Source organism: Streptococcus sp. 1643 (assembly GCF_006228325.1).
Classification (GTDB): Bacteria; Bacillota; Bacilli; order Lactobacillales; family Streptococcaceae; genus Streptococcus.
The window spans coordinates 1,686,883-1,712,222 of record NZ_CP040231.1 but is presented as its reverse complement, the minus strand read 5'-3'; the positions used below and the strand labels follow the sequence as shown (position 1 = coordinate 1,712,222).

The 25,340-nt window shown below is 41.8% G+C and carries 40 protein-coding genes; all 40 read left to right on the top strand.

What is annotated here, in order from left to right; all coding sequences use genetic code 11:
* Window positions 1-50: 50 nt before the first annotated feature.
* The 40 genes from cls (at window position 51) to FD735_RS08660 (ending at window position 25,289) form a co-directional block, all read left to right on the top strand.
* On the top strand, window positions 51-1,583 hold the full coding sequence (gene cls, locus FD735_RS08850; RefSeq protein WP_139658987.1) for a cardiolipin synthase: 1,533 nt from the start codon (window positions 51-53) through the stop codon (window positions 1,581-1,583).
* Window positions 1,584-1,656: 73 nt separating this feature from the next.
* Complete coding sequence (locus tag FD735_RS09830; protein WP_164497043.1) at window positions 1,657-1,800, top strand: hypothetical protein; 144 nt, start codon at window positions 1,657-1,659, stop codon at window positions 1,798-1,800.
* Between the two features lie 35 nt (window positions 1,801-1,835).
* On the top strand, window positions 1,836-3,353 hold the full coding sequence (locus tag FD735_RS08845; protein WP_139658986.1) for a damage-inducible protein CinA: 1,518 nt from the start codon (window positions 1,836-1,838) through the stop codon (window positions 3,351-3,353).
* 120 nt (window positions 3,354-3,473) lie between these two features.
* Complete coding sequence (gene nrdD / locus FD735_RS08840) at window positions 3,474-5,681, top strand: anaerobic ribonucleoside-triphosphate reductase (protein WP_084974772.1); 2,208 nt, start codon at window positions 3,474-3,476, stop codon at window positions 5,679-5,681.
* A gap of 11 nt (window positions 5,682-5,692) precedes the next feature.
* Window positions 5,693-5,833: a hypothetical protein gene (locus tag FD735_RS08835; RefSeq protein ID WP_000521625.1), complete on the top strand. Its 141-nt coding sequence runs from the start codon at window positions 5,693-5,695 to the stop codon at window positions 5,831-5,833.
* Between the two features lie 44 nt (window positions 5,834-5,877).
* On the top strand, window positions 5,878-6,378 hold the full coding sequence (locus FD735_RS08830) for a GNAT family N-acetyltransferase (protein WP_125391433.1): 501 nt from the start codon (window positions 5,878-5,880) through the stop codon (window positions 6,376-6,378).
* Window positions 6,379-6,382: 4 nt separating this feature from the next.
* Window positions 6,383-6,979, top strand: coding sequence for an anaerobic ribonucleoside-triphosphate reductase activating protein (nrdG, locus tag FD735_RS08825; protein WP_084971909.1), 597 nt, complete (start codon window positions 6,383-6,385; stop codon window positions 6,977-6,979).
* On the top strand, window positions 6,976-7,602 hold the full coding sequence (locus FD735_RS08820; RefSeq protein ID WP_125423170.1) for a uridine kinase: 627 nt from the start codon (window positions 6,976-6,978) through the stop codon (window positions 7,600-7,602). The genes nrdG and FD735_RS08820 overlap by 4 nt, the downstream gene beginning before the upstream one ends.
* 265 nt (window positions 7,603-7,867) lie before the next feature.
* Window positions 7,868-8,176 (top strand): 30S ribosomal protein S10, encoded by a 309-nt coding sequence (rpsJ, locus tag FD735_RS08815; protein ID WP_001284513.1) that lies wholly within the window; start codon window positions 7,868-7,870, stop codon window positions 8,174-8,176.
* A gap of 82 nt (window positions 8,177-8,258) precedes the next feature.
* Window positions 8,259-8,885 (top strand): 50S ribosomal protein L3, encoded by a 627-nt coding sequence (gene rplC / locus FD735_RS08810; RefSeq protein WP_000160197.1) that lies wholly within the window; start codon window positions 8,259-8,261, stop codon window positions 8,883-8,885.
* 24 nt (window positions 8,886-8,909) lie between these two features.
* Window positions 8,910-9,533: a 50S ribosomal protein L4 gene (rplD, locus tag FD735_RS08805; protein ID WP_000024537.1), complete on the top strand. Its 624-nt coding sequence runs from the start codon at window positions 8,910-8,912 to the stop codon at window positions 9,531-9,533.
* Window positions 9,533-9,829 carry a 50S ribosomal protein L23 gene (locus FD735_RS08800; protein WP_001055347.1) on the top strand — a complete coding sequence of 99 codons (297 nt, stop codon included), beginning with the start codon at window positions 9,533-9,535 and terminating at the stop codon, window positions 9,827-9,829. The genes rplD and FD735_RS08800 overlap by 1 nt, the downstream gene beginning before the upstream one ends.
* Before the next feature lie 17 nt (window positions 9,830-9,846).
* On the top strand, window positions 9,847-10,680 hold the full coding sequence (gene rplB, locus FD735_RS08795) for a 50S ribosomal protein L2 (RefSeq protein ID WP_000512910.1): 834 nt from the start codon (window positions 9,847-9,849) through the stop codon (window positions 10,678-10,680).
* A gap of 103 nt (window positions 10,681-10,783) precedes the next feature.
* On the top strand, window positions 10,784-11,065 hold the full coding sequence (gene rpsS / locus FD735_RS08790) for a 30S ribosomal protein S19 (protein ID WP_000533766.1): 282 nt from the start codon (window positions 10,784-10,786) through the stop codon (window positions 11,063-11,065).
* 11 nt (window positions 11,066-11,076) lie between these two features.
* Window positions 11,077-11,421 (top strand): 50S ribosomal protein L22, encoded by a 345-nt coding sequence (gene rplV / locus FD735_RS08785; protein ID WP_000818137.1) that lies wholly within the window; start codon window positions 11,077-11,079, stop codon window positions 11,419-11,421.
* Between the two features lie 12 nt (window positions 11,422-11,433).
* Window positions 11,434-12,087 (top strand): 30S ribosomal protein S3, encoded by a 654-nt coding sequence (rpsC, locus tag FD735_RS08780; protein ID WP_000529936.1) that lies wholly within the window; start codon window positions 11,434-11,436, stop codon window positions 12,085-12,087.
* A gap of 3 nt (window positions 12,088-12,090) precedes the next feature.
* A complete protein-coding gene (gene rplP, locus FD735_RS08775; protein WP_000960946.1) occupies window positions 12,091-12,504 on the top strand; it encodes a 50S ribosomal protein L16 in 414 nt (137 codons plus the stop codon).
* 9 nt (window positions 12,505-12,513) lie between these two features.
* Window positions 12,514-12,720 carry a 50S ribosomal protein L29 gene (rpmC, locus tag FD735_RS08770; RefSeq protein ID WP_000772918.1) on the top strand — a complete coding sequence of 69 codons (207 nt, stop codon included), beginning with the start codon at window positions 12,514-12,516 and terminating at the stop codon, window positions 12,718-12,720.
* Window positions 12,721-12,744: 24 nt separating this feature from the next.
* Window positions 12,745-13,005 (top strand): 30S ribosomal protein S17, encoded by a 261-nt coding sequence (rpsQ, locus tag FD735_RS08765; protein ID WP_000440801.1) that lies wholly within the window; start codon window positions 12,745-12,747, stop codon window positions 13,003-13,005.
* 25 nt (window positions 13,006-13,030) lie between these two features.
* The gene (gene rplN / locus FD735_RS08760; protein ID WP_000616545.1) at window positions 13,031-13,399 is read left to right on the top strand and encodes a 50S ribosomal protein L14; all 369 of its coding nucleotides are present in this window, start codon (window positions 13,031-13,033) and stop codon (window positions 13,397-13,399) included.
* 182 nt (window positions 13,400-13,581) lie between these two features.
* Entirely contained in the window at window positions 13,582-13,887 is a 306-nt protein-coding gene (gene rplX / locus FD735_RS08755) for a 50S ribosomal protein L24 (protein WP_000497691.1), read from the top strand.
* Between the two features lie 23 nt (window positions 13,888-13,910).
* Complete coding sequence (rplE, locus tag FD735_RS08750; RefSeq protein WP_000013542.1) at window positions 13,911-14,453, top strand: 50S ribosomal protein L5; 543 nt, start codon at window positions 13,911-13,913, stop codon at window positions 14,451-14,453.
* Window positions 14,454-14,470: 17 nt separating this feature from the next.
* Window positions 14,471-14,656 (top strand): type Z 30S ribosomal protein S14, encoded by a 186-nt coding sequence (locus tag FD735_RS08745; protein WP_001085697.1) that lies wholly within the window; start codon window positions 14,471-14,473, stop codon window positions 14,654-14,656.
* A 213-nt stretch (window positions 14,657-14,869) separates the two neighbouring features.
* Window positions 14,870-15,268 (top strand): 30S ribosomal protein S8, encoded by a 399-nt coding sequence (gene rpsH, locus FD735_RS08740; RefSeq protein ID WP_000245504.1) that lies wholly within the window; start codon window positions 14,870-14,872, stop codon window positions 15,266-15,268.
* Window positions 15,269-15,461: 193 nt separating this feature from the next.
* Entirely contained in the window at window positions 15,462-15,998 is a 537-nt protein-coding gene (gene rplF / locus FD735_RS08735) for a 50S ribosomal protein L6 (RefSeq protein ID WP_000086624.1), read from the top strand.
* 83 nt (window positions 15,999-16,081) lie between these two features.
* Complete coding sequence (gene rplR / locus FD735_RS08730) at window positions 16,082-16,438, top strand: 50S ribosomal protein L18 (RefSeq protein ID WP_004244055.1); 357 nt, start codon at window positions 16,082-16,084, stop codon at window positions 16,436-16,438.
* Between the two features lie 17 nt (window positions 16,439-16,455).
* Window positions 16,456-16,950: a 30S ribosomal protein S5 gene (rpsE, locus tag FD735_RS08725; protein WP_000874204.1), complete on the top strand. Its 495-nt coding sequence runs from the start codon at window positions 16,456-16,458 to the stop codon at window positions 16,948-16,950.
* Between the two features lie 13 nt (window positions 16,951-16,963).
* On the top strand, window positions 16,964-17,146 hold the full coding sequence (gene rpmD, locus FD735_RS08720) for a 50S ribosomal protein L30 (protein ID WP_000057241.1): 183 nt from the start codon (window positions 16,964-16,966) through the stop codon (window positions 17,144-17,146).
* A 144-nt stretch (window positions 17,147-17,290) separates the two neighbouring features.
* Window positions 17,291-17,731 carry a 50S ribosomal protein L15 gene (gene rplO / locus FD735_RS08715; protein ID WP_000766089.1) on the top strand — a complete coding sequence of 147 codons (441 nt, stop codon included), beginning with the start codon at window positions 17,291-17,293 and terminating at the stop codon, window positions 17,729-17,731.
* A gap of 12 nt (window positions 17,732-17,743) precedes the next feature.
* Window positions 17,744-19,054, top strand: coding sequence for a preprotein translocase subunit SecY (gene secY, locus FD735_RS08710; RefSeq protein ID WP_000465385.1), 1,311 nt, complete (start codon window positions 17,744-17,746; stop codon window positions 19,052-19,054).
* A 145-nt stretch (window positions 19,055-19,199) separates the two neighbouring features.
* Window positions 19,200-19,838 (top strand): adenylate kinase, encoded by a 639-nt coding sequence (locus FD735_RS08705; RefSeq protein ID WP_001050433.1) that lies wholly within the window; start codon window positions 19,200-19,202, stop codon window positions 19,836-19,838.
* 116 nt (window positions 19,839-19,954) lie between these two features.
* The gene (gene infA / locus FD735_RS08700) at window positions 19,955-20,173 is read left to right on the top strand and encodes a translation initiation factor IF-1 (RefSeq protein WP_001029883.1); all 219 of its coding nucleotides are present in this window, start codon (window positions 19,955-19,957) and stop codon (window positions 20,171-20,173) included.
* A gap of 24 nt (window positions 20,174-20,197) precedes the next feature.
* Window positions 20,198-20,314 carry a 50S ribosomal protein L36 gene (rpmJ, locus tag FD735_RS08695; protein ID WP_001808836.1) on the top strand — a complete coding sequence of 39 codons (117 nt, stop codon included), beginning with the start codon at window positions 20,198-20,200 and terminating at the stop codon, window positions 20,312-20,314.
* Between the two features lie 17 nt (window positions 20,315-20,331).
* Window positions 20,332-20,697, top strand: coding sequence for a 30S ribosomal protein S13 (rpsM, locus tag FD735_RS08690; protein ID WP_000090781.1), 366 nt, complete (start codon window positions 20,332-20,334; stop codon window positions 20,695-20,697).
* A 17-nt stretch (window positions 20,698-20,714) separates the two neighbouring features.
* A complete protein-coding gene (gene rpsK / locus FD735_RS08685; protein WP_001118385.1) occupies window positions 20,715-21,098 on the top strand; it encodes a 30S ribosomal protein S11 in 384 nt (127 codons plus the stop codon).
* A 42-nt stretch (window positions 21,099-21,140) separates the two neighbouring features.
* On the top strand, window positions 21,141-22,076 hold the full coding sequence (locus FD735_RS08680; protein ID WP_061421459.1) for a DNA-directed RNA polymerase subunit alpha: 936 nt from the start codon (window positions 21,141-21,143) through the stop codon (window positions 22,074-22,076).
* An 11-nt stretch (window positions 22,077-22,087) separates the two neighbouring features.
* A complete protein-coding gene (rplQ, locus tag FD735_RS08675) occupies window positions 22,088-22,474 on the top strand; it encodes a 50S ribosomal protein L17 (protein ID WP_000331493.1) in 387 nt (128 codons plus the stop codon).
* A gap of 263 nt (window positions 22,475-22,737) precedes the next feature.
* On the top strand, window positions 22,738-23,004 hold the full coding sequence (locus tag FD735_RS08670; RefSeq protein ID WP_000644111.1) for an ACT domain-containing protein: 267 nt from the start codon (window positions 22,738-22,740) through the stop codon (window positions 23,002-23,004).
* Window positions 23,005-23,013: 9 nt separating this feature from the next.
* Window positions 23,014-24,351 carry a PFL family protein gene (locus FD735_RS08665; protein WP_139658984.1) on the top strand — a complete coding sequence of 446 codons (1,338 nt, stop codon included), beginning with the start codon at window positions 23,014-23,016 and terminating at the stop codon, window positions 24,349-24,351.
* A 236-nt stretch (window positions 24,352-24,587) separates the two neighbouring features.
* Window positions 24,588-25,289, top strand: a complete 702-nt coding sequence (locus FD735_RS08660; protein WP_139658983.1) for a histidine phosphatase family protein — start codon at window positions 24,588-24,590, stop codon at window positions 25,287-25,289.
* Window positions 25,290-25,340 lie beyond the last annotated feature (51 nt).

Genomic DNA, 25,340 nt, shown 5'->3' with positions numbered 1-25,340 from the left:
CATGAGTTTATCAAGCAGTTAAGGAGAATGTTAGAAAAGGAAGGGGATTTATGACAGCTAGAAAAATGCAGCTACTCATGTCCAAATATGGTTTTAGTATTACAATCATGTTGGCAGAGTTGTTTATCGTCTTTGGTTTGTTTCTCTATCTAGGCCAGATGGCTCCAATTGTCTGGATTATCCTAGTCATTTTAGTGAGTTTAGCGACCATTGTATCGATTGTCAATCGATCTATGAATCCTGAGAGTAAGGTAACATGGCTGTTAGTAGCCTTTGTACCAGTGTTTGGCCCCTTACTCTATATTATGTTTGGAGAGCGTCGTTTATCTAAAAAGGAAATGAAGCAGCTAAAGCAGCTCCAATCAATGGTTGATCGAGAGGACAATAGCAGAGCCCTCCGTTTGGAGTTAAAGGAACAAGACAAGTCGGCTTACGGCGTTATCAAATCACTCCTCAGCATGGACACGAATGCCGATGTCTATGATCGAACGGATACACAATTTTTTGCATCTGGTGAAAGCATGTGGCATCAGATGCTAGAGGATCTCAAGAAAGCTGAGAAGTTTATCTTTCTCGAATACTATATCATCGAAGAAGGTTTGATGTGGAATAGTATTTTGGAGATTTTGGAAGAAAAGGCAGCTCAAGGAGTAGAGGTGAAGCTTCTCTATGATGATATTGGTTGTATGGCAACCTTGCCTGGAGATTACACCATCCAGCTTCGTGGTCGAGGGATTGAAGCCCACAAATTTAATAAGGTGATTCCACGTTTGACCGTTGCTTATAACAACCGTGATCACCGTAAAATCATGATTATCGATGGTCAAATTGCCTATACAGGTGGTGTCAATCTGGCCGATGAGTATATCAACCATATCGAACGCTTTGGTTATTGGAAGGATAGCGGTATTCGTCTGGATGGACCGGCAGTTAAGGCTTTTACTAGACTCTTTTTATCTGCATGGTATATCAACCGTGGGGAGATTAGTGACTTTGACCAATACCATCTCGAAAATCAGCCCAAAGATGGGATGGGGCTCTGTATTCCCTATAGTAGTGGGCCAAAACCCATCTACAGAGCTCAAGTTGGAAAAACGGTCTATCAAAATCTTATCAATCAAGCTACAGACTATGTTTATATCACGACACCCTATCTGATTGCTGACTATGATCTCACCGAAAGTATCAAAAATGCAGCGTTGAGAGGGGTAGATGTGCGAATCGTGACGCCTTGTATCCCAGATAAGAAGGTCATCCAATTGGTTACTCGAGGAGCCTATCCAGACTTGTTATCTGCAGGGGTTCGTATTTATGAGTACAGTCCGGGATTCCTTCATAGCAAGCAAATGCTTGTCGATGGAGAGGCGGCTACTGTGGGGACCATCAATTTTGACTATCGTAGCTTGCTCCACCACTATGAAAATGCCGTCTTACTTTATAGAACGCAGTCCATCATCGATATTGAAAGGGACTTCGAAGAAATTTTTAAAGTTTCTCAAGAAATTTATCCTCACACCATCAAAACCAGCTGGTATCAAAGCCTAATCAAGGAAATTGTCCAGTTGTTTGCACCTATGCTCTAACTATCGACCAAGATCTAGCCCAAGGCTGGATCTTTTTTGTCTTCTTACGAATAGATAAGTAAAGGAGAAAACCATGCTTAATCTAGAAGATGATGATTTTATCAGAGAGTATAGTAATAGTCGATTTCATCGTTTTCGTGAAATCGAACGCTTTGCGTTATTGGATAAGAAATTCAGCAAATATCAATCCCAAGCTGACATTCCTGTAAGATTTTGATATACTAAAACAGATAAACTTAGAGGAGAAATTGAATGAACGTATACGGGAAAATAGATGAGAAACAAGAAGAATCTCATTACCAAGACTGGTCAGTGCCAGAAAAACGAGAAGGAGCTCCCATTCCCTTTTTTAGTATTTTGCTTTGGAGTTTAGTAGCCACAGCCATTTCGGTTGCCCTGCCTTTTATTTTTGGTTTAATCAGTCCGCAACAAAGTCAGGATCTTTATACCGGTTGGGCCTTGCATCAAAATGGTCAAATGTATACAGATTACTTTGGAACGAATGGATTGCTCTATTACTTGCTAACCTATCTTTCCCTAGGAAGTATTCTGCTTGCTTTGGTTGAGTGGTTGGCTTTGTTTGGAGCAGGTATTATTCTTTTTAAGGCTGCGGATACTCTTGTCGGTCAAGAAAAAGAAGCGAAGCGAGTTGTCTTTATTTTATACTTGCTTGTAGCAGGCCTCGCTTTTGGTGGCGGTTATGCTCTCTTGCTAGCTCTGCCTTTCCTATTTTATTCATTGAGTATCGTTACAAATTATCTAGCTTTTCCAAAGGACGACAAAGGATTTGTACGAGTGGGGATGAGCCTTGCACTTGCTTTCTTCCTTGCGTCAATCCCAACCGCCTTGTTTGCGGCTGTACTGGCCTTGGGTATTATCGGCTTTAATCTAGGCAAAGGTCACTTTGTTCATGGCCTATATCAGTTCTTTGCGTCAGCCCTAGGATTTTCACTCTTATTCTATCCTTTAGGCTACTATACAGTGTGGACAGGTAGTTTTGGAGATGCCATTAGCCAGACCTTGTATCCGGTAAATACTCTTAGCCTCTTTTCGAACTCGCATTTGCTTGAAAATGCAGCCTTCTATGGCTTGCTTGCTATTGGATTAGGTTTCCTTGGTTTGCTCTTTGCAGGCTTGTTCCAGTCAAAACCAGCCAAGCAATATGCCCTCTCAATTGCTGCTAGCTTGGGATTGTTGGTTTCTTTGGGAATCTTGATTCTCTCCAAAGAACCTATCAACGGTACTCGTCTTGTGGTGCTAATTCCTTTCTTGGTCTTGCTCCTTCTGACAGGAATCAAGGAAGATGTTTCTGAAGGAGGGAGTCGTCGTAGAAGAAGACGTGAGAAACAAACTTCTTTCCTTAAAGGAAATTTCTATCTACCACTGATTGCCCTTGCCTATCTCATTGTTCTTCCTATCGTGAGTCGCTACCTTTCTCACCCAGCGGCTTATCAGGAGAGAGAACGTCTTGCCAGCGTGGTCAAACAACAAACGAGTTCTGAGGATCGTGTCTATGCTTGGGATGATCGTCCTGATTTCTACCGTGCAAGTGAACGCTTGGCGCCGACTTCTCTATCAACTCCAACACTTTATACTGCAAGCGATGAAAATAAAACCAAACTGATGAATGACCTGAAAGAGAATCAACCGAAGATGATTTTGGTCAATCAAAAAGTTGCCTTGTGGTCAGATGTAGAGAGCTGGCTCAGTGAAAACTATGAGCTTGTTCAGACAGATACTAGCGAGTTCAAACTTTATAAATCAAAATAACAAAAAATCAATATCTTGTGGAATTTTAAAAATTTTAGGATTTTTAACACAAGATATTGATTTTTATTTTTAGAGTGGTATAATACTTCATAGAACAACATTTTAGAAAAGAGCATGGATATGATTGTATTAGAAGAAAAGCTTGCAACCGTTCCCACCTTGTTCGTTGAAAAACGAGATGGTAGACGTGTGGTGTTTGATGTAGACAAGATTGACAAGGCTCTCCACAAGGCGGCGGAAAAGGTTATGGACGTTACGCCTCTAGTAGAAAAACGCCTAAATGGTCTAGTTGAAAGAATCGTGACGGAAATTCACAGCCGCTTCCCTCAAGGTGTCAAGATTTACGAAATTCAAAATGTCGTAGAACATGAACTCCTTGAAGCCAAAGAATATGCGCTAGCTGAGGAGTATATCACTTATCGGACACAAAGGGATTTTGAGCGCTCAAAAGCGACAGATATCAACTTTAGTATCCATAAGCTCCTCAATAAAGATCAAGCAGTTGTCAATGAAAATGCCAATAAAGATAGCGATGTCTTCAACACCCAACGTGATTTGACAGCGGGGATTGTTGGGAAATCAATCGGACTGCAAATGCTTCCTAAGCACGTAGCCAATGCTCACCAAAAAGGGGATATCCACTATCATGACTTGGACTACAGCCCCTACACTCCTATGACCAACTGCTGTTTGATTGATTTTAAAGGCATGTTGGAAAATGGTTTTAAGATTGGCAATGCAGAGGTAGAGAGTCCTAAGTCTATCCAGACTGCGACAGCTCAAATTTCACAAATCATCGCCAATGTCGCTTCTAGCCAGTACGGGGGCTGCTCAGCTGACCGTATCGATGAAGTCTTAGCTCCGTATGCAGAGAAGAATTACCAGAAACACCTCAAGGATGCGGAAGAGTGGGTCCTGCCTGATAAACGGGAAGATTATGCTTGGAAGAAAACGCAAAAGGACATCTACGATGCCATGCAATCTCTCGAGTATGAAATCAACACCCTCTTCACTTCAAATGGCCAAACACCTTTTACTTCGCTAGGTTTTGGTCTGGGAACCAATCGTTTTGAGCGTGAAATTCAAAAAGCTATTTTGACCATTCGTATCAAGGGTCTGGGTTCAGAACATCGAACAGCCATCTTCCCTAAACTCATCTTTACGCTAAAAAGAGGACTCAACTTAGAGAAAGGTTCACCTAACTACGACATCAAACAGTTGGCTCTTGAGTGTGCAACCAAGCGGATGTACCCAGATGTCTTGTCCTATGATAAGATTATCGAGCTGACAGGCTCCTTCAAGGTTCCTATGGGATGCCGTTCTTTCCTTCAAGGCTGGAAAGATGAAAATGGTGTTGAGGTCAATTCAGGTCGTATGAATCTAGGTGTTGTGACAGTCAATCTGCCTCGTATCGCTCTCGAGTCCGATGGTGACTTGAACAAGTTCTGGGAAATCTTCAACGAGCGAATGAACATCGCGGAGGATGCTCTGGTTTATCGTGTCGAACGAACCAAGGAAGCAACACCAGCAAATGCCCCTATCCTTTATCAGTATGGAGCCTTCGGCCGCCGTCTCGGAAAAGAAGAAAGTGTAGACCAACTCTTTAAGAATCGCCGTGCAACTATTTCTCTAGGCTATATCGGTTTGTATGAAGTGGCGACGGTCTTCTTTGGTAATAGCTGGGAAAGCAATCCTGAAGCCAAGGAATTCACGCTTGACATCATTCGTGATATGAAACGACGTGTAGAAGAGTGGTCAGATCAATATGATTACCATTTCTCTATCTACTCAACACCATCCGAAAGTTTGACGGACCGTTTTTGTCGTTTGGATACAGAGAAGTTCGGCTCTATTCCTGACATCACGGATAAGGAATACTACACCAACTCGTTCCACTACGATGTCCGGAAAAATCCAACACCGTTTGAAAAATTAGACTTTGAGAAAGTTTATCCAGAAGCAGGTGCGTCAGGTGGTTTCATCCATTATTGTGAGTATCCAGTTCTTCAACAAAATCCTAAAGCCTTGGAAGCTGTTTGGGACTATGCCTATGACCGTGTCGGTTATCTAGGGACCAATACTCCGATTGATCGTTGCTACAAGTGCGACTTTGAAGGGGATTTTGAACCAACTGAGAGAGGATTTGCTTGTCCCAACTGTGGCAATAGCGACCCTAAAACAGTAGATGTGGTCAAACGTACGTGTGGTTATCTGGGAAATCCTCAAGCACGTCCGATGGTTAACGGACGCCACAAGGAAATCGCTGCGCGTGTCAAACACATGAACGGTTCAACTATTAAAACAGCAGGACATGAAGTAACAAATTAGAAGGAAATGGAATGGGGAAATACCAATTAGACGATAAGGGACGCGCACAAGTGACCCGTTATCACGAGAAACACTCGAAAGGTGGAACAGGTAAAAAAGAACGCTTGCTCAACCTCAGAGAACAGTTTTTAAACAAGAACAAGAAAAAATAAAAGTGAGAGTCTGCTCTCACTTTTCTCTTAGGTGGGAGGGGAATATGGAACTACGCAGACCGATATTGGCAGATAAAGAAACAGTTTTAGAGATGATGGCAGAGTTTGAACAGACTCAATCAGCCCACGATGGTGGGTTTTGGAACGCCAACAATTTTGTTTATGAAGAGTGGCTAGAAGAAAATCTTCAAGCGGAAGCGGGACTCAATATTCCTGAAAACTGGGTTCCTGCTATCCAGCTGGTTAGTTTTGACGTAGCAGGCCAGGCTCTTGGCTTTCTCAACCTTCGTCTCCGATTAAATGACTACTTACTAGAAAATGGGGGCCATATTGGCTACTCCATTCGTCCATCTGAAAGAGGCAAAGGTTATGCCAAAGAAGCCCTCAGACAAGGTCTGCAATTTGGCAAGGAAAAGAACATCAAAAAAGCACTTGTGACCTGTAGTACGGAAAATCCTGCTAGTAGGGCGGTGATTGTTGCAAATGGCGGACTCTTTGAGGATATTCGCAATGGCGTAGAACGTTACTGGATAGATTTGGAGTAGAAGGATGACATGGAATATACCAAAACCAGGTGAATGGAAAAGTGAGGAGCTTAGTAAAGGGCGAATCATTGATTACAAGGCTTTTAACTTTGTCGATGGAGAAGGTGTGCGAAACTCTCTCTATGTATCAGGTTGCATGTTTCACTGCGAGGGGTGCTATAATGTTGCGACTTGGTCTTTCAACGCAGGCATTCCCTATACGGCAGAATTAGAAGAACAAATCATGGTAGACCTTGCCCAGCCCTATGTTCAAGGCTTGACCTTACTGGGGGGAGAACCTTTTCTTAATACAGGTATCCTCTTACCTCTCGTTAAGCGAATTCGAAAGGAATTGCCAGACAAAGACATCTGGTCCTGGACGGGCTACACGTGGGAAGAAATGATGCTGGAGACTCCAGACAAATTGGAACTCTTGTCGCTGATTGACATCCTTGTCGATGGACGGTATGATAAAAGCAAGCGCAATCTTATGCTCCAGTTCCGAGGTTCCTCTAATCAACGTATCATTGATGTGCAAAAATCCCTCAAAAGTGGGCAAGTGGTGATTTGGGACAAGCTTAATGACGGAAAAGAAAGCTATGAGCAGGTGAAGAGAGAATGAAGAAAAAAGACCTGATAGAACAACTGGTTTCAGAGATCGTAACGGGAAGAGTTAGGACGCTAGGGATCTACGGCCATGGGGCTTCAGGCAAGTCAAGCTTCGCTCAGGAATTACATCAAGCCCTAGATTCTACTACAGTAAATTTACTAGAAACAGATCCCTATATCACCTCAGAACGTCACCTGGTAGTACCAAAGCAAGCGCCAGATCAAAAGGTGACAGCTTGTCTCCCAGTGGCGCATGAACTGGCAAGTTTACAGAGAGATATTCTCGCCTTGCAGGCAGGTATGGATGTCTTAACAATCGATGAACCGTGGAAGGCTAGCGAGGTCTTGTCTGGAGCCAAGCCGATTCTGATTGTTGAAGGGATGTCTGTGGGATTTCTACCCAAGGAACTCTTTGACAAAACTATCTGTTTCTACACGGATGAGGAGACCGAATTAAAGAGGCGCTTAGCTCGAGATACGACTATGAGAAATCGGGATGCATCTTTTGTATTGGCTAGCCATCAGATGAGACGGGAGCAGTATCTGCGATACTATAGAGAAACCGAGTCAAGGGCGGACATTCTAGTGGATCAATCAGACGATACATTCAAGGTTAAAATGACACACATTATATAGAAGAAAAGATTGATTTTTATAGATGTAAATCAGTAATCATAGGAAGATGAAATAGGAAAACAGTTTCATCCTAAAAAAACGAAAAAAAGCTCACAAATCCCTTGCAATCGCAGGGGCTTTGTGTTATTCTATTATGGTGCTGTAAATTACAGCCTTAGCTTTGATGCAAGAGGTTGCGACACGCTCGGTTGCATTGCCACGCAACGCGCGTCGGTTTTCTTGTGGAGCTAGCCTATTATCTTAAATAGACGAAAAGGAGAAAAAGATGGCAAACAAAAAAATCCGTATCCGTTTGAAAGCTTACGAACACCGTACGCTTGACACAGCGGCTGCAAAAATCGTAGAATCAGCTACTCGTACAGGTGCACAAGTTGCGGGTCCAATCCCACTTCCAACTGAGCGTAGCCTCTACACAATTATTCGTGCGACTCACAAATACAAAGACTCTCGCGAACAATTTGAAATGCGTACACACAAACGTTTGATCGATATCGTTAACCCAACTCAAAAAACAGTTGATGCGTTGATGAAATTGGATCTTCCAAGTGGTGTAAACGTAGAAATCAAACTTTAATCTAAAGCTTGATACCTTGAGCATAAAAAACGCTCGTTAAAAACTTTTTGAATAAAAAATATAGAAAAGGAACTATTTTCTCATGACAAAAGGAATCTTAGGGAAAAAAGTGGGAATGACTCAAATCTTCACTGAAGCTGGCGAATTGATCCCTGTAACAGTTATTGAAGCAACTCCAAACGTTGTTCTTCAAGTTAAAACTGTAGAAACAGACGGATATAACGCTATCCAAGTTGGTTTCGATGACAAACGTGAAGTATTGAGCAACAAACCTGCTAAAGGACATGTAGCGAAAGCTAACACGGCTCCTAAGCGCTTCATTCGTGAATTCAAAAACGTTGAAGGCTTGGAAGTTGGTGCTGAAATCACAGTTGAAACATTCGCAGCTGGAGACGTTGTTGACGTAACTGGTACTTCTAAAGGTAAAGGTTTCCAAGGTGTTATCAAACGCCATGGACAATCACGTGGACCAATGGCTCACGGTTCTCGTTACCACCGTCGTCCAGGTTCTATGGGACCTGTTGCACCTAACCGCGTATTCAAAGGTAAAAACCTTGCAGGACGTATGGGTGGCGACCGCGTAACAATTCAAAACCTTGAAGTTGTACAAGTTGTTCCAGAAAAGAACGTTATCCTTATCAAAGGTAACGTACCAGGTGCTAAGAAATCTCTTATCACTATCAAATCAGCAGTTAAAGCTGGTAAATAATAAAGAAAGGGGAAATCAGTCACAATGGCAAACGTAACATTATTTGACCAAACTGGTAAAGAAGCTGGCCAAGTTGTTCTTAACGATGCAGTATTTGGTATTGAACCAAATGAATCAGTTGTGTTTGATGTGATCATCAGCCAACGCGCAAGCCTTCGTCAAGGAACACACGCTGTTAAAAACCGCTCTGCAGTATCAGGTGGTGGACGCAAACCATGGCGTCAAAAAGGAACTGGACGTGCTCGTCAAGGTTCTATCCGCTCACCACAATGGCGTGGTGGTGGTGTTGTCTTCGGACCAACTCCACGTTCATACGGCTACAAACTTCCACAAAAAGTTCGTCGCCTAGCTCTTAAATCAGTTTACTCTGAAAAAGTTGCTGAAAACAAATTCGTAGCTGTAGACGCTCTTTCATTTACAGCTCCAAAAACTGCTGAATTTGCAAAAGTTCTTGCAGCATTGAGCATCGATTCTAAAGTTCTTGTTATCCTTGAAGAAGGAAATGAATTCGCAGCTCTTTCAGCTCGTAACCTTCCAAACGTGAAAGTTGCAACTGCTACAACTGCAAGTGTTCTTGACATCGCAAATAGCGACAAACTTCTTGTCACACAAGCAGCTATCTCTAAAATCGAGGAGGTTCTTGCATAATGAATTTGTATGATGTTATCAAAAAACCTGTTATCACTGAAAGCTCAATGGCTCAACTTGAAGCAGGAAAATATGTATTTGAAGTTGACACTCGTGCACACAAACTTTTGATCAAGCAAGCTGTTGAAGCTGCTTTCGAAGGTGTTAAAGTTGCCAATGTTAACACAATCAACGTAAAACCAAAAGCGAAACGTGTTGGACGTTACACTGGTTTTACTAACAAAACTAAAAAAGCTATCATCACACTTACAGCTGATTCAAAAGCAATCGAGTTGTTCGCTGCTGAAGCTGAATAATCTAAGGAGGAAATATCGTGGGAATTCGTGTTTATAAACCAACAACAAACGGTCGCCGTAATATGACTTCTTTGGATTTCGCTGAAATCACAACAAGCACTCCTGAAAAATCATTGCTTGTTGCTTTGAAGAGCAAGGCTGGTCGTAACAACAACGGTCGTATCACTGTTCGTCACCAAGGTGGTGGACACAAACGTTTCTACCGTTTGGTTGACTTCAAACGTAACAAAGACAACGTTGAAGCAGTTGTTAAAACTATCGAGTACGATCCAAACCGTTCTGCAAACATCGCTCTTGTACACTACACTGACGGTGTGAAAGCATACATTATCGCTCCAAAAGGTCTTGAAGTAGGTCAACGTATCGTTTCAGGTCCAGAAGCAGATATCAAAGTCGGAAACGCTCTTCCACTTGCTAACATCCCAGTTGGTACTTTGATCCACAACATCGAGTTGAAACCAGGTCGTGGTGGAGAATTAGTTCGTGCAGCTGGAGCTTCTGCTCAAGTATTGGGTCAAGAAGGTAAATACGTTCTTGTTCGTCTTCAATCTGGCGAAGTTCGTATGATTCTTGGAACTTGTCGTGCTACAGTTGGTGTTGTCGGTAACGAACAACATGGACTTGTAAACCTTGGTAAAGCAGGACGTAGCCGTTGGAAAGGTATCCGCCCAACAGTTCGTGGTTCTGTAATGAACCCTAACGATCACCCACACGGTGGTGGTGAAGGTAAAGCACCAGTTGGTCGTAAAGCGCCATCTACTCCATGGGGCAAACCTGCTCTTGGTCTTAAAACTCGTAACAAGAAAGCGAAATCTGACAAACTTATCGTTCGTCGTCGCAACGAGAAATAATAGTAAACTAGTCGCCTAAGCAACTAGGAAATCCGCCAGCTCGGTAGCGCTCCATGTGAGCGCAAGCCGCTGTGGTACAACATTTAAAGGAGAAAATATAAAAATGGGACGCAGTCTTAAAAAAGGACCTTTCGTCGATGAGCATTTGATGAAAAAAGTTGAAGCTCAAGCTAACGACGAAAAGAAAAAAGTTATCAAAACTTGGTCACGTCGTTCAACGATCTTCCCAAGTTTCATTGGTTACACTATTGCAGTTTATGACGGACGTAAACACGTACCTGTTTACATCCAAGAGGACATGGTAGGTCACAAACTTGGTGAATTTGCACCAACTCGTACTTACAAAGGTCACGCTGCAGACGACAAGAAAACACGTAGAAAATAAGGAGAACATAAATGGCAGAAATTACTTCAGCTAAAGCAATGGCTCGTACAGTACGTGTTTCACCTCGTAAATCACGTCTTGTTCTTGACAACATCCGTGGTAAAAGCGTAGCCGATGCTATTGCAATCTTGACATTCACACCAAACAAAGCTGCTGAAATCATCTTGAAAGTTTTGAACTCAGCTGTAGCTAACGCTGAAAACAACTTTGGTTTGGACAAAGCTAACTTGGTAGTATCTGAAGCATTCGCAAACGAAGGACCAACTATGAAACGTTTCCGTCCACGTGCGAAAGGTTCAGCTTCACCAATCAACAAACGTACAGCTCACATCACTGTAGCTGTTGCAGAAAAATAAGGAGGTAACATCGTGGGTCAAAAAGTACATCCAATTGGTATGCGTGTCGGCATCATCCGTGATTGGGATGCCAAATGGTATGCTGAAAAAGAATACGCGGATTACCTTCATGAAGATCTTGCAATCCGTAAATTCGTTCAAAAAGAACTTGCTGACGCAGCAGTTTCAACTATCGAAATTGAACGCGCAGTAAACAAAGTTAACGTTTCACTTCACACTGCTAAACCAGGTATGGTTATCGGTAAAGGTGGTGCTAACGTTGATGCACTCCGTGCAAAACTTAACAAATTGACTGGAAAACAAGTACACATCAACATCATCGAAATCAAACAACCTGATTTGGATGCTCACCTTGTAGGTGAAGGAATTGCTCGTCAATTGGAGCAACGTGTCGCTTTCCGTCGTGCACAAAAACAAGCAATCCAACGTGCAATGCGTGCTGGAGCTAAAGGAATCAAAACTCAAGTATCAGGTCGTTTGAACGGTGCAGATATCGCCCGTGCTGAAGGATACTCTGAAGGAACTGTTCCACTTCACACACTTCGTGCAGATATCGATTACGCTTGGGAAGAAGCAGATACTACATACGGTAAACTTGGTGTTAAAGTATGGATCTACCGTGGTGAAGTTCTTCCAGCTCGTAAAAACACTAAAGGAGGTAAATAACCAATGTTAGTACCTAAACGTGTTAAACACCGTCGTGAATTCCGTGGAAAAATGCGCGGTGAAGCAAAAGGTGGAAAAGAAGTAGCATTCGGTGAATACGGTCTTCAAGCTACAACTAGCCACTGGATCACTAACCGCCAAATCGAAGCTGCTCGTATCGCCATGACTCGTTACATGAAACGTGGTGGTAAAGTTTGGATTAAAATCTTCCCACACAAATCATACACTGCTAAAGCTATCGGTGTGCGTATGGGATCTGGTAAAGGGGCACCTGAAGGTTGGGTAGCACCAGTTAAACGTGGTAAAGTGATGTTCGAAATCGCTGGTGTATCTGAAGAGATCGCTCGCGAAGCGCTTCGTCTTGCAAGCCACAAATTGCCAGTTAAATGTAAATTCGTAAAACGTGAAGCAGAATAAGGAGAAGGCATGAAACTTAATGAAGTAAAAGAATTTGTTAAAGAACTTCGTGGTCTTTCTCAAGAAGAACTCGCGAAGCGCGAAAACGAATTGAAAAAAGAATTGTTTGAACTTCGTTTCCAAGCTGCTACTGGTCAATTGGAACAAACAGCTCGCTTGAAAGAAGTTAAAAAACAAATTGCTCGTATCAAAACAGTTCAATCTGAAGCGAAATAATAGACTAGGGAAGGAGAAATTTCAATGGAACGCAATAATCGTAAAGTTCTTGTTGGACGTGTTGTATCTGACAAAATGGACAAGACAATCACAGTTGTAGTTGAAACAAAACGTAACCACCCAGTCTATGGTAAACGTATTAACTACTCTAAGAAATACAAAGCACATGATGAAAACAATGTTGCCAAAGAAGGCGATATCGTTCGTATCATGGAAACTCGCCCGCTTTCAGCTACAAAACGTTTCCGTCTTGTAGAAGTTGTTGAAGAAGCGGTCATCATCTAATCAAACCTGAAAGGAGAAAACTGAAATGATTCAAACAGAAACTCGTTTGAAAGTCGCAGACAACAGCGGTGCTCGCGAAATCTTGACTATCAAAGTTCTTGGTGGTTCAGGACGTAAATTTGCAAACATCGGTGATGTTATCGTGGCATCTGTAAAACAAGCTACTCCTGGTGGTGCGGTTAAAAAAGGTGACGTTGTAAAAGCTGTTATCGTTCGTACTAAATCAGGTGCTCGTCGTGCTGATGGTTCATACATCAAATTTGACGAAAACGCAGCAGTTATCATCCGTGAAGACAAAACTCCTCGCGGAACACGTATCTTTGGCCCAGTTGCACGTGAATTGCGTGAAGGTGGCTTCATGAAGATCGTGTCACTTGCTCCAGAAGTACTTTAATTGGTTGCTCAAAGAAAATTAAAACAAGTCTAGGAAGTAAGACGAAAGCATAACTTAAGTTAGGTGAGTTGAAACTGACGAAGGATTGCTTTGATTTTCGCAGAGCAAAAACAAACAAACTAGTCCCCTAGCTTTAAGCTAGGGTGCCCTTATGGGCGTAAGAAAAATCAAGGAGAAACCTAATGTTTGTAAAAAAAGGCGACAAAGTTCGCGTAATCGCTGGTAAAGATAAGGGAACAGAAGCTGTTGTCCTTACTGCCCTTCCAAAAGTAAACAAAGTTATCGTTGAAGGTGTTAACATCGTTAAGAAACACCAACGTCCAACTAACGAACTTCCTCAAGGTGGTATCATCGAGAAAGAAGCAGCTATTCACGTATCAAACGTTCAAGTTTTGGACAAAAACGGTGTAGCTGGTCGTGTTGGTTACAAATTTGTAGACGGTAAAAAAGTTCGCTACAACAAAAAATCAGGCGAAGTGCTTGATTAATCACGAAGGAAAGGAGAAGTATAATGGCAAATCGTTTAAAAGAAAAATATCTTAATGAAGTAGTTCCTGCTTTGACAGAACAATTCAACTACTCATCAGTGATGGCTGTGCCTAAAGTAGATAAGATCGTTTTGAACATGGGTGTTGGTGAAGCTGTATCAAACGCTAAAAGTCTTGAAAAAGCTGCTGAAGAATTGGCACTTATCTCAGGTCAAAAACCACTTATCACTAAAGCTAAAAAATCAATCGCCGGCTTCCGTCTTCGTGAAGGTGTAGCGATCGGTGCAAAAGTTACCCTTCGTGGTGAACGTATGTACGAATTCTTGGACAAATTGGTTTCAGTTTCACTTCCACGTGTGCGTGACTTCCACGGTGTTCCAACAAAATCATTTGATGGACGCGGAAACTACACTCTTGGTGTGAAAGAACAATTGATCTTCCCAGAAATCAACTTTGATGACGTTGACAAAACTCGTGGTCTTGACATCGTTATCGTAACAACTGCTAACACTGACGAAGAGTCACGTGCATTGCTTACAGGCCTTGGAATGCCTTTTGCAAAATAATATAGGAGGTAAATCTAATGGCTAAAAAATCAATGATTGCTAAGAACAAACGTCCAGCGAAGTTCTCTACTCAAGCTTATACTCGTTGTGAAAAATGTGGTCGTCCACATTCAGTTTACCGCAAATTTAAACTTTGCCGTGTTTGCTTCCGTGAATTAGCTTACAAAGGACAAATTCCTGGTGTAACAAAAGCATCTTGGTAATATCATGATACAAAGAGCGTAACAACCACAGCAAAAATAGGAAATTTGGTGAAGGAGCGATGCTCCAAAACAAATTTATCTTTTTTGCACAGGTTGTAGCTCGTGTTCAAATAAGAGTTCTCTCATTTGAATGTGTCAATACTATCTGAGCCTAGCTCAATCATTAACTAGCAAGTGCAACTTGCAAACTACTAGTAAGAGGAGAAAAACAAAATGGTTATGACTGACCCAATCGCAGACTTCCTAACTCGTATTCGTAACGCTAACCAAGCGAAACACGAAGTACTTGAAGTACCTGCATCAAACATCAAAAAAGGGATTGCTGAAATCCTTAAACGCGAAGGTTTTGTTAAGAACGTAGAAATCATCGAAGATGACAAACAAGGCATCATCCGTGTATTCCTTAAATACGGACCAAACGGTGAAAAAGTTATCACTAACTTGAAACGTGTTTCTAAACCAGGACTTCGTGTCTACAAAAAACGTGAAGATCTTCCAAAAGTTCTTAACGGACTTGGAATTGCTATCCTTTCAACTTCTGAAGGTTTGCTTACTGATAAAGAAGCTCGCCAAAAGAACGTTGGTGGGGAAGTTATCGCTTACGTTTGGTAAAATCAAGATACAAAGCTCGTGAAGAACAAAGAAAAATTAGGAAGTTGGAGAAGTTTGTTTACAAACAAGACAAGTTATCTATTTTGCACAGTTCTTAGAGCGTGTTCAATTTAGCTATTGAACTCAATAAGTATCTTTAACCCCCGTGAAAACTGGCCGTTCTGGCCTGACAATTTAACAGGAGAATAAAAACATGTCACGTATTGGTAATAAAGTTATCGTGTTGCCTGCTGGTGTTGAAATCACTAACAATGACAACGTTGTAACTGTAAAAGGACCTAAAGGAGAACTTACTCGTGAGTTCTCAAAAGATATTGAAATTCGTGTGGAAGGTACTGAAGTAACTCTTCACCGTCCAAACGATTCAAAAGAAATGAAAACAATCCACGGAACTACTCGTGCCCTTTTGAACAACATGGTAATTGGTGTATCAGAAGGATTCAAGAAAGAACTTGAAATGCGCGGGGTTGGTTACCGTGCACAACTTCAAGGATCTAAACTTGTTTTGGCTGTTGGTAAATCACATCCAGACGAAGTTGAAGCTCCAGAAGGAATTACTTTTGAACTTCCAAACCCAACAACAATCGTTGTTAGCGGAATTTCAAAAGAAGTAGTTGGTCAAACAGCTGCTTACGTACGTAGCCTTCGTTCACCAGAACCATATAAAGGTAAAGGTATCCGTTACGTTGGTGAATTCGTTCGCCGTAAAGAAGGTAAAACAGGTAAATAATGTTGAGTGGTTGATTTTCAACCACCAACCTATTTTCCAACTTAGTGCATAGCACACGATTTAAAACTAAAGAGGTGAAAACTGTGATTTCTAAACCAGATAAAAACAAACTCCGCCAAAAACGCCACCGTCGCGTTCGCGGAAAACTCTCTGGAACTGCTGATCGCCCACGTTTGAACGTATTCCGTTCTAATACAGGCATCTACGCTCAAGTGATTGATGACGTAGCGGGTGTAACGCTCGCAAGTGCTTCAACTCTTGACAAAGAAGTTTCAAAAGGAACTAAAACTGAACAAGCCGTTACTGTCGGTAAACTCGTTGCAGAACGTGCAAACGCTAAAGGTATTTCAGAAGTGGTGTTCGACCGCGGTGGATATCTATATCACGGACGTGTGAAAGCTTTGGCTGATGCAGCTCGTGAAAACGGATTGAAATTCTAATAGGAGGACACTAGAAAATGGCATTTAAAGACAATGCAGTTGAATTAGAAGAACGCGTAGTTGCTGTCAACCGTGTTACAAAAGTTGTTAAAGGTGGACGTCGTCTTCGTTTCGCAGCTCTTGTTGTTGTTGGTGACCACAACGGTCGCGTAGGATTTGGTACTGGTAAAGCTCAAGAAGTTCCAGAAGCAATCCGCAAAGCAGTAGAAGATGCTAAGAAAAACTTGATTGAAGTTCCTATGGTTGGAACAACAATCCCACACGAAGTTCTTTCAGAATTCGGTGGAGCTAAAGTATTGTTGAAACCTGCTGTAGAAGGTTCTGGAGTTGCCGCTGGTGGTGCAGTTCGTGCCGTTGTGGAATTGGCAGGTGTGGCAGATATTACATCTAAATCACTTGGTTCTAACACTCCAATCAACATTGTTCGCGCAACTGTTGAAGGTTTGAAACAATTGAAACGCGCTGAAGAAGTTGCTGCCCTTCGTGGTATTTCAGTTTCTGATTTGGCATAAGAAAGGGGATAAAATGGCTCAAATTAAAATTACTTTGACTAAGTCTCCAATCGGACGCATTCCATCACAACGTAAAACTGTTGTAGCACTTGGACTTGGCAAATTGAACAGCTCTGTTATTAAAGAAGACAACGCTGCTATCCGTGGTATGATCACTGCAGTATCTCACTTGGTAACAGTTGAAGAAGTAAACTAATGAATTTTTAGGGGATGTGGCAATACTCATCCCCTAAAACTAGGTATAGTCATCTAAGATGACCATGTATAGGCGAGTTGATAAGGGAGACAACCTTTTCTCTCTTATCGGCGCTAGCATTTTACAAAAGAGGAGAAAATAATAATGAAACTTCATGAATTGAAACCTGCAGAAGGTTCTCGTAAAGTACGTAACCGTGTTGGTCGTGGTACTTCATCAGGTAACGGTAAAACATCTGGTCGCGGTCAAAAAGGTCAAAAAGCTCGTAGCGGTGGCGGAGTTCGCCTTGGTTTTGAAGGTGGACAAACTCCATTGTTCCGTCGTCTTCCAAAACGTGGATTCACTAACATCAACGCTAAAGAATACGCAATTGTAAACCTTGACCAATTGAACGTCTTTGAAGACGGTGCAGAAGTAACTCCAGTTGTACTTATCGAAGCAGGAATTGTGAAAGCTGAAAAATCAGGAGTTAAAATTCTTGGTAACGGTGAGTTGACTAAGAAATTGACTGTGAAAGCAGCTAAATTCTCTAAATCAGCTGAGGAAGCTATCACTGCTAAAGGTGGTTCTGTAGAAGTCATCTAAGAGAGGTGACCCATGTTTTTTAAATTACTAAAAGAAGCGCTCAAGGTTAAACAAGTTCGATCAAAAATTCTCTTTACAATTTTTATCATTCTTGTTTTCCGTATTGGGACAAGTATTACTGTTCCAGGTGTGAATGCGAAAAGTTTAGAAGCTCTCAGCGGTTTATCTTTCTTGAACATGCTTAGTCTTGTTTCAGGGAATGCCATGAAGAACTTCTCCGTTTTTGCACTCGGAGTAAGTCCGTATATCACTGCTTCTATCGTTGTTCAATTGCTACAAATGGATATTTTACCGAAGTTTGTAGAATGGGGCAAACAAGGGGAAGTAGGACGGAGAAAACTAAATCAGGCTACCCGTTATATTGCACTTGTACTTGCATTTGTTCAATCTATCGGGATTACAGCAGGATTTAATACTCTATCTGGGGCGAAATTATTAACGACAGCTTTAACTCCACAAGTCTTTGTTACCATTGGTATTATCCTCACAGCAGGTAGTATGATTGTAACTTGGCTCGGGGAACAAATTACAGATAAGGGATACGGAAATGGTGTTTCTATGATCATCTTTGCAGGTATTGTTGCTTCAATTCCTGAGATGATTAAAGGCATCTATGTTGACTACTTCGTCAATATTCCAAGTAGCCGTTTGACTTCATCTATTATCTTTGTCGTTATTTTGATTATCGCTGTCTTGTTGATTGTATACTTTACAACCTTTGTTCAACAGGCAGAATATAAAATTCCAATCCAATATACAAAAGTTGCTCAAGGAGCCCCATCAAGCTCATACCTTCCATTGAAGGTAAACCCAGCGGGGGTTATCCCAGTTATCTTTGCAAGTTCCATCACAGCAGCACCTGCAGCCATTCTTCAATTTTTGAGTGCTACAGGTCATGATTGGGCTTGGGTACGTACAGCACAGGAAATGTTATCTACAACATCTCCGACTGGTGTTGCTATGTATGCCTTGCTAATCATTCTCTTTACGTTCTTCTATACATTTGTACAGATCAATCCAGAGAAAGCAGCAGAAAACTTGCAAAAGAGTGGAGCCTACATTCATGGTGTCCGTCCTGGTAAGGGAACTGAAGAATTCATGTCGAAACTTCTTCGTCGCCTTGCGACTGTCGGATCGATCTTCCTAGGTGTGATTTCTATCTTGCCGATTGTGGCAAAAGATGTCTTTGGTCTTTCAGAAGCTGTTGCTTTTGGGGGAACTAGTCTTTTGATCATTATCTCAACCGGTATTGAAGGAATCAAACAGCTAGAAGGTTACCTATTGAAACGTAAGTATGTTGGTTTCATGGACAAAACAGAATAAAAGCAAAATTACTTTTGCTTAGAGAGTGGAGTATGAAGGTCTATCTATTAGAGAGATTTTCGTCTCCCCTCTTCTATTTTGTTTTTAAATAGGGGTTGAAAGAGATTTCTGCTTCTATTTAAATACAAAATAAGGAGATCCTATCATGAATCTTTTGATTATGGGCTTACCTGGAGCAGGTAAGGGAACGCAAGCAGCTAAAATTGTGGAGCAATTCCACGTGGCACACATTTCAACTGGAGATATGTTCCGTGCTGCTATGGCAAATCAAACTGAAATGGGTGTACTTGCAAAGTCATACATCGACAAAGGTGAGTTGGTTCCAGATGAAGTTACAAATGGAATCGTTAAAGAACGCCTTTCACAGGACGACATCAAGGAAACAGGTTTCTTGTTGGATGGTTACCCACGTACTATTGAACAAGCCCATGCCTTGGATAAAACATTGGCGGAACTCGGTATCGAACTAGAAGGTGTGATCAATATCGAAGTGAACCCAGATTGTCTCTTGGAACGTTTGAGTGGCCGTATCATCCATCGCGAAACAGGTGAAACCTTCCACAAAGTTTTCAACCCACCAGTTGACTATAAGGAAGAAGATTATTACCAACGTGAAGATGACAAACCGGAGACAGTGAAGCGTCGTTTGGATGTGAATATTGCACAAGGTGAACCAATCATTGCTCACTACCGTGCCAAAGGTTTGGTCCACGATATCGAAGGAAATCAAGATATCAATGATGTGTTCAAAGACATCGAAAAAGTATTGACAAATTTGAAATAAAGCGTTTTTCACACTTGCAAAAAATCGCTACAAATGTTATACTGAGATAGTCTGACTTATAATTGTTGTCTCTGTTTTCAGAGGCATCGAATCGAAATTTATGGAGGTGCTTTTGCGTGGCAAAAGACGATGTGATTGAAGTTGAAGGCAAAGTAGTCGATACAATGCCTAACGCAATGTTTACGGTTGAACTTGAAAATGGACATCAGATTTTAGCAACAGTTTCTGGTAAAATTCGTAAAAACTATATTCGTATTTTAGCGGGAGATCGTGTTACTGTCGAGATGAGTCCATATGACTTGACACGTGGACGTATCACTTACCGCTTTAAATAATCGAAAAACTTGGAGGGATAAGAAATGAAAGTAAGACCATCGGTCAAACCAATTTGCGAATACTGTAAAGTAATTCGTCGTAATGGTCGTGTTATGGTAATTTGCCCAGCAAATCCAAAACACAAACAACGTCAAGGATAAGATAGAAAGGAGAAAACATGGCTCGTATTGCTGGAGTTGACATTCCAAATGACAAACGCGTAGTAATCTCATTGACTTACGTTTATGGTATCGGACTTGCAACATCTAAGAAAATTTTGGCTGCTGCTGGAATCTCAGAAGATGTTCGTGTACGTGACCTTACATCAGATCAAGAAGATGCTATCCGTCGTGAAGTGGATGCAATCAAAGTTGAAGGTGACCTTCGTCGTGAAGTAAACTTGAACATTAAACGTTTGATGGAAATCGGTTCTTACCGTGGTATTCGTCACCGTCGTGGACTTCCTGTCCGTGGACAAAACACTAAAAACAACGCTCGCACTCGTAAAGGTAAAGCTGTTGCGATTGCTGGTAAGAAAAAATAATATAGGAGGTAAAAGTCTTGGCTAAACCAACACGTAAACGTCGTGTGAAAAAGAATATCGAATCTGGTATTGCTCATATTCACGCTACATTTAATAACACTATTGTTATGATTACTGATGTGCATGGTAATGCAATTGCTTGGTCATCAGCTGGTGCTCTTGGTTTCAAAGGTTCTCGTAAATCTACACCATTCGCTGCTCAAATGGCTTCTGAAGCTGCTGCTAAATCTGCACAAGAACACGGTCTTAAATCAGTTGAAGTTACTGTAAAAGGTCCAGGTTCTGGTCGTGAGTCAGCTATTCGTGCGCTTGCTGCCGCTGGTCTTGAAGTAACAGCAATTCGTGATGTGACTCCAGTGCCACACAATGGTGCTCGTCCTCCAAAACGTCGCCGTGTATAATCATCGCATTACACTGCTTTTCGTTTAAGAGGGAGTAACTAAATGATTGAGTTTGAAAAACCAAATATAACAAAAATTGATGAAAATAAAGATTATGGCAAGTTTGTAATCGAACCACTTGAACGTGGTTACGGTACAACTCTTGGTAACTCTCTTCGTCGTGTACTACTAGCTTCTCTACCAGGAGCAGCAGTGACATCTATCAACATTGAAGGTGTCTTGCATGAGTTCGACACAGTTCCAGGTGTTCGTGAAGACGTGATGCAAATCATTCTGAACATTAAAGGGATTGCAGTGAAATCATACGTTGAAGACGAAAAAATCATTGAACTGAATGTTGAAGGTCCCGCTGAAATTACAGCTGGAGACATTTTGACTGACAGTGATATTGAAATTGTAAATCCAGATCATTATCTCTTTACAATCGGTGAAGGCTCTTCTCTAAAAGCGACAATGACTGTTAACAGTGGTCGTGGATATGTACCTGCTGATGAAAACAAAAAAGATAATGCACCAGTTGGAACACTTGCTGTAGATTCTATTTATACACCAGTTACAAAAGTCAACTATCAAGTAGAGCCTGCTCGTGTAGGTAGCAATGATGGATTTGACAAATTAACCCTTGAAATCTTGACTAATGGAACAATTATTCCAGAAGATGCTTTAGGGCTTTCAGCACGTATCTTGACAGAACATCTTGATTTGTTTACAAATCTTACTGAGATTGCTAAGTCAACTGAAGTGATGAAAGAAGCTGATACTGAATCTGACGATCGTATTTTGGATCGTACGATTGAGGAACTGGACTTGTCTGTGCGTTCATACAACTGTTTGAAACGTGCCGGTATCAACACTGTGCATGATTTGACAGAAAAATCTGAAGCAGAGATGATGAAAGTACGAAATCTTGGACGCAAGAGTTTGGAAGAAGTGAAACTCAAACTCATTGATTTGGGTCTTGGATTAAAAGATAAATAAAGGAGGAATACATGGCTTACCGTAAACTAGGACGCACTAGCTCACAACGTAAAGCAATGCTTCGCGATTTGACAACTGACCTTTTGATCAACGAATCAATCGTGACAACTGAAGCTCGTGCTAAAGAAATCCGTAAAACTGTTGAAAAAATGATTACTCTAGGTAAACGTGGTGATTTGCATGCACGTCGTCAAGCAGCTGCTTTCGTACGTAATGAAATCGCATCTGAAAACTATGATGAAGCAACTGATAAGTACACTTCAACTACAGCACTTCAAAAATTGTTCTCAGAAATCGCACCTCGTTATGCTGAACGTAACGGTGGATACACTCGTATCCTTAAAACTGAACCACGTCGTGGTGATGCTGCGCCAATGGCGATCATCGAATTAGTATAAAATCATCAATTTTGTTGAGTGTTATGATGATGGAGTCTTGTGCTCTTAGTCTAGCTCTGGTCTACCGCTGGGACTTCGGTCCTAGCGGGAACACTCATCATCATTTGATAGGGTAGACGCTTGTTTACGAAATTGTTTTTTTCTTAAGAACAACTTCGTAAGCAGGCGTTTTTTAGTATTTTCTATGGAAATATGCTATACTAGGAAAAAAGAAAATCAAAAACGTTCAGGTTTTCTAAAAATCGTAGAAATGGGGTATAAGAATGAAGGCTATTATTACAGTAGTTGGTAAGGACAAGGCTGGGATCGTTGCAGGCGTGTCTACTAAGATTGCAGAGTTGGGTTTGAATATTGACGATATTTCTCAGACGGTGTTGGATGAATACTTTACCATGATGGCGGTCGTTTCTAGTGACGAAAAACAAGATTTCACTTATTTGCGAAATGAGTTTGAAACTTTCGGTCAGACCTTGAATGTCAAAATCAATATTCAGAGTGCGGCGATTTTTGACGCTATGTATAATATCTAGGAGGTGGCTATGGATATTAGACAAGTTACAGAAACCATTGCCATGATCGAGGAGCAGAACTTCGATATCAGAACCATCACCATGGGGATTTCCCTTTTGGACTGTACTGATCCAGACATCGAACGTGCTGCTGAAAAGATTTACCAAAAAATTACCACTAAAGCTGCAAATTTAGTGGCTGTAGGAGATGAAATTGCTGCGGAACTAGGGATTCCTATTGTTAATAAACGGGTATCGGTGACACCGATTTCTTTAATTGGTGCTGCGACTGATGCGACAGACTATGTTGTTTTGGCAAAGGCTCTTGATAGGGCTGCTAAGGAGATCGGTGTTGACTTTATTGGTGGATTCTCAGCTTTGGTACAAAAAGGCTACCAAAAAGGAGATGAAATTCTCATCAATTCTATCCCACGCGCTCTAGCTGAGACAGACAAGGTTTGTTCGTCCGTCAATATCGGCTCGACCAAGTCAGGTATCAACATGACTGCGGTCGCTGATATGGGACGTATCATCAAGGAAACAGCTGCGCTATCAGATATGGGTGCGGCCAAATTAGTCGTATTTGCTAATGCTGTTGAGGACAATCCTTTTATGGCAGGGGCCTTTCATGGTGTTGGCGAAGCAGATGTTATCATCAATGTCGGGGTTTCGGGTCCTGGTGTGGTCAAGCGTGCCTTGGAAAAAGTTCGTGGACAGAGCTTTGATGTGGTAGCGGAAACAGTCAAGAAAACGGCCTTCAAGATTACTCGTATCGGTCAATTAGTTGGTCAGATGGCCAGCGAGAGACTGGGTGTTGATTTTGGAATTGTCGACCTAAGTTTGGCACCTACTCCTGCAGTTGGCGATTCTGTGGCTCGTGTCCTTGAGGAAATGGGCCTAGAAACAGTTGGTACGCATGGGACGACGGCTGCCCTCGCTCTTTTGAATGACCAAGTTAAGAAGGGCGGAGTGATGGCTTGTAACCAAGTCGGTGGCTTGTCAGGTGCTTTTATCCCCGTTTCTGAAGATGAGGGGATGATTGCTGCGGTGCAAGATGGCTCTCTAAATTTAGAGAAACTAGAGGCCATGACGGCTATCTGTTCTGTTGGGTTGGATATGATTGCCATTCCGGAGGATACGCCTGCTGAAACCATTGCAGCTATGATTGCGGATGAGGCGGCAATCGGTGTTATTAACATGAAAACAACGGCTGTCCGTATTATTCCAAAGGGCAAAGAAGGCGATATGATTGAGTTTGGTGGTTTGCTAGGGACAGCTCCAGTTATGAAGGTCAACGGGGCTTCGTCTGTTGATTTCATCTCTCGCGGTGGGCAAATCCCAGCTCCAATCCATAGTTTTAAAAATTAATAAAAAAGAGAGAGGATTTAAGTTGAGTCTAAGGATGGCTGTGTATACTATAATCATTAAATAAAGACCTCCTAACTTTATTTAATAGAAACCCTAAACTTTTTCATAATAATCTCCTAGGGAAGCTACCATGAGGGTAGCTTTTCTTTTGGATAATTTACAAATGTTGGCTTTGCTTTTGAAAGCCGAATATTTCTTTGATCCATGGTATAATAGAAGAAAATGGAGGATAGAAAATGTCTAAAGTAAGATTGTACTTGGTCCGTCATGGGAAAACGATGTTTAACACCATTGGACGTGCTCAAGGATGGAGTGATACACCTCTGACTGCAGAAGGTGAGTTGGGAATCCATGAACTGGGAATTGGCTTGAGAGAGTCTGGTTTACAATTTGACCGCGCTTATTCCAGTGATTCAGGGCGCACCATTCAAACTATGGGAATTATCCTAGAAGAACTTGGCTTGCAGGGGAAAATCCTTTACCGCATGGACAAGCGCATCAGAGAGTGGTGCTTTGGTAGTTTTGATGGGGCCTATGATGGGGACCTCTTTATGGGCTTGATTCCTCGTATTTTTAATGTGGACCATGTTCACCAGTTGTCCTATGCAGAGCTAGCAGAAGGTCTAGTTGAGGTTGATACTGCAGGCTGGGCTGAAGGTTGGGAAAAACTCAGTGGTCGAATCAAGGAAGGCTTTGAAGCGATTGCCAAAGAAATGGAAGAACAAGGTGGGGGCAATGCTCTCGTCGTAAGCCATGGAATGACCATTGGTACCATTGTTTATCTAATCAATGGCATGCATCCGCATGGTCTAGATAATGGTAGCGTGACGATCCTTGAATATGAGGATGGCCAGTTTAGTGTAGAAGTTGTCGGTGACCGTCGTTATCGGGAACTGGGACGTGAGAAGATGGAAGAGCCCTCTATTCAGTCAAAATAGAACTGCTTGCGATAAACTAGAGATTTGATAACCATATCAAAATAAGAAAAA

Bases quoted from the DNA above. Each gene is read 5' to 3' on its own strand.
- cls (WP_139658987.1), top strand. From the start codon at position 51: ATGACAGCTAGAAAAATGCAGCTACTCATGTCCAAATATGGTTTTAGT.
- FD735_RS09830 (WP_164497043.1), top strand. From the start codon at position 1,657: ATGCTTAATCTAGAAGATGATGATTTTATCAGAGAGTATAGTAATAGT.
- FD735_RS08845 (WP_139658986.1), top strand. From the start codon at position 1,836: ATGAACGTATACGGGAAAATAGATGAGAAACAAGAAGAATCTCATTAC.
- nrdD (WP_084974772.1), top strand. From the start codon at position 3,474: ATGATTGTATTAGAAGAAAAGCTTGCAACCGTTCCCACCTTGTTCGTT.
- FD735_RS08835 (WP_000521625.1), top strand. From the start codon at position 5,693: ATGGGGAAATACCAATTAGACGATAAGGGACGCGCACAAGTGACCCGT.
- FD735_RS08830 (WP_125391433.1), top strand. From the start codon at position 5,878: ATGGAACTACGCAGACCGATATTGGCAGATAAAGAAACAGTTTTAGAG.
- nrdG (WP_084971909.1), top strand. From the start codon at position 6,383: ATGACATGGAATATACCAAAACCAGGTGAATGGAAAAGTGAGGAGCTT.
- FD735_RS08820 (WP_125423170.1), top strand. From the start codon at position 6,976: ATGAAGAAAAAAGACCTGATAGAACAACTGGTTTCAGAGATCGTAACG.
- rpsJ (WP_001284513.1), top strand. From the start codon at position 7,868: ATGGCAAACAAAAAAATCCGTATCCGTTTGAAAGCTTACGAACACCGT.
- rplC (WP_000160197.1), top strand. From the start codon at position 8,259: ATGACAAAAGGAATCTTAGGGAAAAAAGTGGGAATGACTCAAATCTTC.
- rplD (WP_000024537.1), top strand. From the start codon at position 8,910: ATGGCAAACGTAACATTATTTGACCAAACTGGTAAAGAAGCTGGCCAA.
- FD735_RS08800 (WP_001055347.1), top strand. From the start codon at position 9,533: ATGAATTTGTATGATGTTATCAAAAAACCTGTTATCACTGAAAGCTCA.
- rpsS (WP_000533766.1), top strand. From the start codon at position 10,784: ATGGGACGCAGTCTTAAAAAAGGACCTTTCGTCGATGAGCATTTGATG.
- rplV (WP_000818137.1), top strand. From the start codon at position 11,077: ATGGCAGAAATTACTTCAGCTAAAGCAATGGCTCGTACAGTACGTGTT.
- rplP (WP_000960946.1), top strand. From the start codon at position 12,091: ATGTTAGTACCTAAACGTGTTAAACACCGTCGTGAATTCCGTGGAAAA.
- rpmC (WP_000772918.1), top strand. From the start codon at position 12,514: ATGAAACTTAATGAAGTAAAAGAATTTGTTAAAGAACTTCGTGGTCTT.
- rpsQ (WP_000440801.1), top strand. From the start codon at position 12,745: ATGGAACGCAATAATCGTAAAGTTCTTGTTGGACGTGTTGTATCTGAC.
- rplN (WP_000616545.1), top strand. From the start codon at position 13,031: ATGATTCAAACAGAAACTCGTTTGAAAGTCGCAGACAACAGCGGTGCT.
- rplX (WP_000497691.1), top strand. From the start codon at position 13,582: ATGTTTGTAAAAAAAGGCGACAAAGTTCGCGTAATCGCTGGTAAAGAT.
- rplE (WP_000013542.1), top strand. From the start codon at position 13,911: ATGGCAAATCGTTTAAAAGAAAAATATCTTAATGAAGTAGTTCCTGCT.
- FD735_RS08745 (WP_001085697.1), top strand. From the start codon at position 14,471: ATGGCTAAAAAATCAATGATTGCTAAGAACAAACGTCCAGCGAAGTTC.
- rpsH (WP_000245504.1), top strand. From the start codon at position 14,870: ATGGTTATGACTGACCCAATCGCAGACTTCCTAACTCGTATTCGTAAC.
- rplF (WP_000086624.1), top strand. From the start codon at position 15,462: ATGTCACGTATTGGTAATAAAGTTATCGTGTTGCCTGCTGGTGTTGAA.
- rpsE (WP_000874204.1), top strand. From the start codon at position 16,456: ATGGCATTTAAAGACAATGCAGTTGAATTAGAAGAACGCGTAGTTGCT.
- rpmD (WP_000057241.1), top strand. From the start codon at position 16,964: ATGGCTCAAATTAAAATTACTTTGACTAAGTCTCCAATCGGACGCATT.
- rplO (WP_000766089.1), top strand. From the start codon at position 17,291: ATGAAACTTCATGAATTGAAACCTGCAGAAGGTTCTCGTAAAGTACGT.
- secY (WP_000465385.1), top strand. From the start codon at position 17,744: ATGTTTTTTAAATTACTAAAAGAAGCGCTCAAGGTTAAACAAGTTCGA.
- FD735_RS08705 (WP_001050433.1), top strand. From the start codon at position 19,200: ATGAATCTTTTGATTATGGGCTTACCTGGAGCAGGTAAGGGAACGCAA.
- rpmJ (WP_001808836.1), top strand. From the start codon at position 20,198: ATGAAAGTAAGACCATCGGTCAAACCAATTTGCGAATACTGTAAAGTA.
- rpsM (WP_000090781.1), top strand. From the start codon at position 20,332: ATGGCTCGTATTGCTGGAGTTGACATTCCAAATGACAAACGCGTAGTA.
- FD735_RS08680 (WP_061421459.1), top strand. From the start codon at position 21,141: ATGATTGAGTTTGAAAAACCAAATATAACAAAAATTGATGAAAATAAA.
- rplQ (WP_000331493.1), top strand. From the start codon at position 22,088: ATGGCTTACCGTAAACTAGGACGCACTAGCTCACAACGTAAAGCAATG.
- FD735_RS08670 (WP_000644111.1), top strand. From the start codon at position 22,738: ATGAAGGCTATTATTACAGTAGTTGGTAAGGACAAGGCTGGGATCGTT.
- FD735_RS08665 (WP_139658984.1), top strand. From the start codon at position 23,014: ATGGATATTAGACAAGTTACAGAAACCATTGCCATGATCGAGGAGCAG.
- FD735_RS08660 (WP_139658983.1), top strand. From the start codon at position 24,588: ATGTCTAAAGTAAGATTGTACTTGGTCCGTCATGGGAAAACGATGTTT.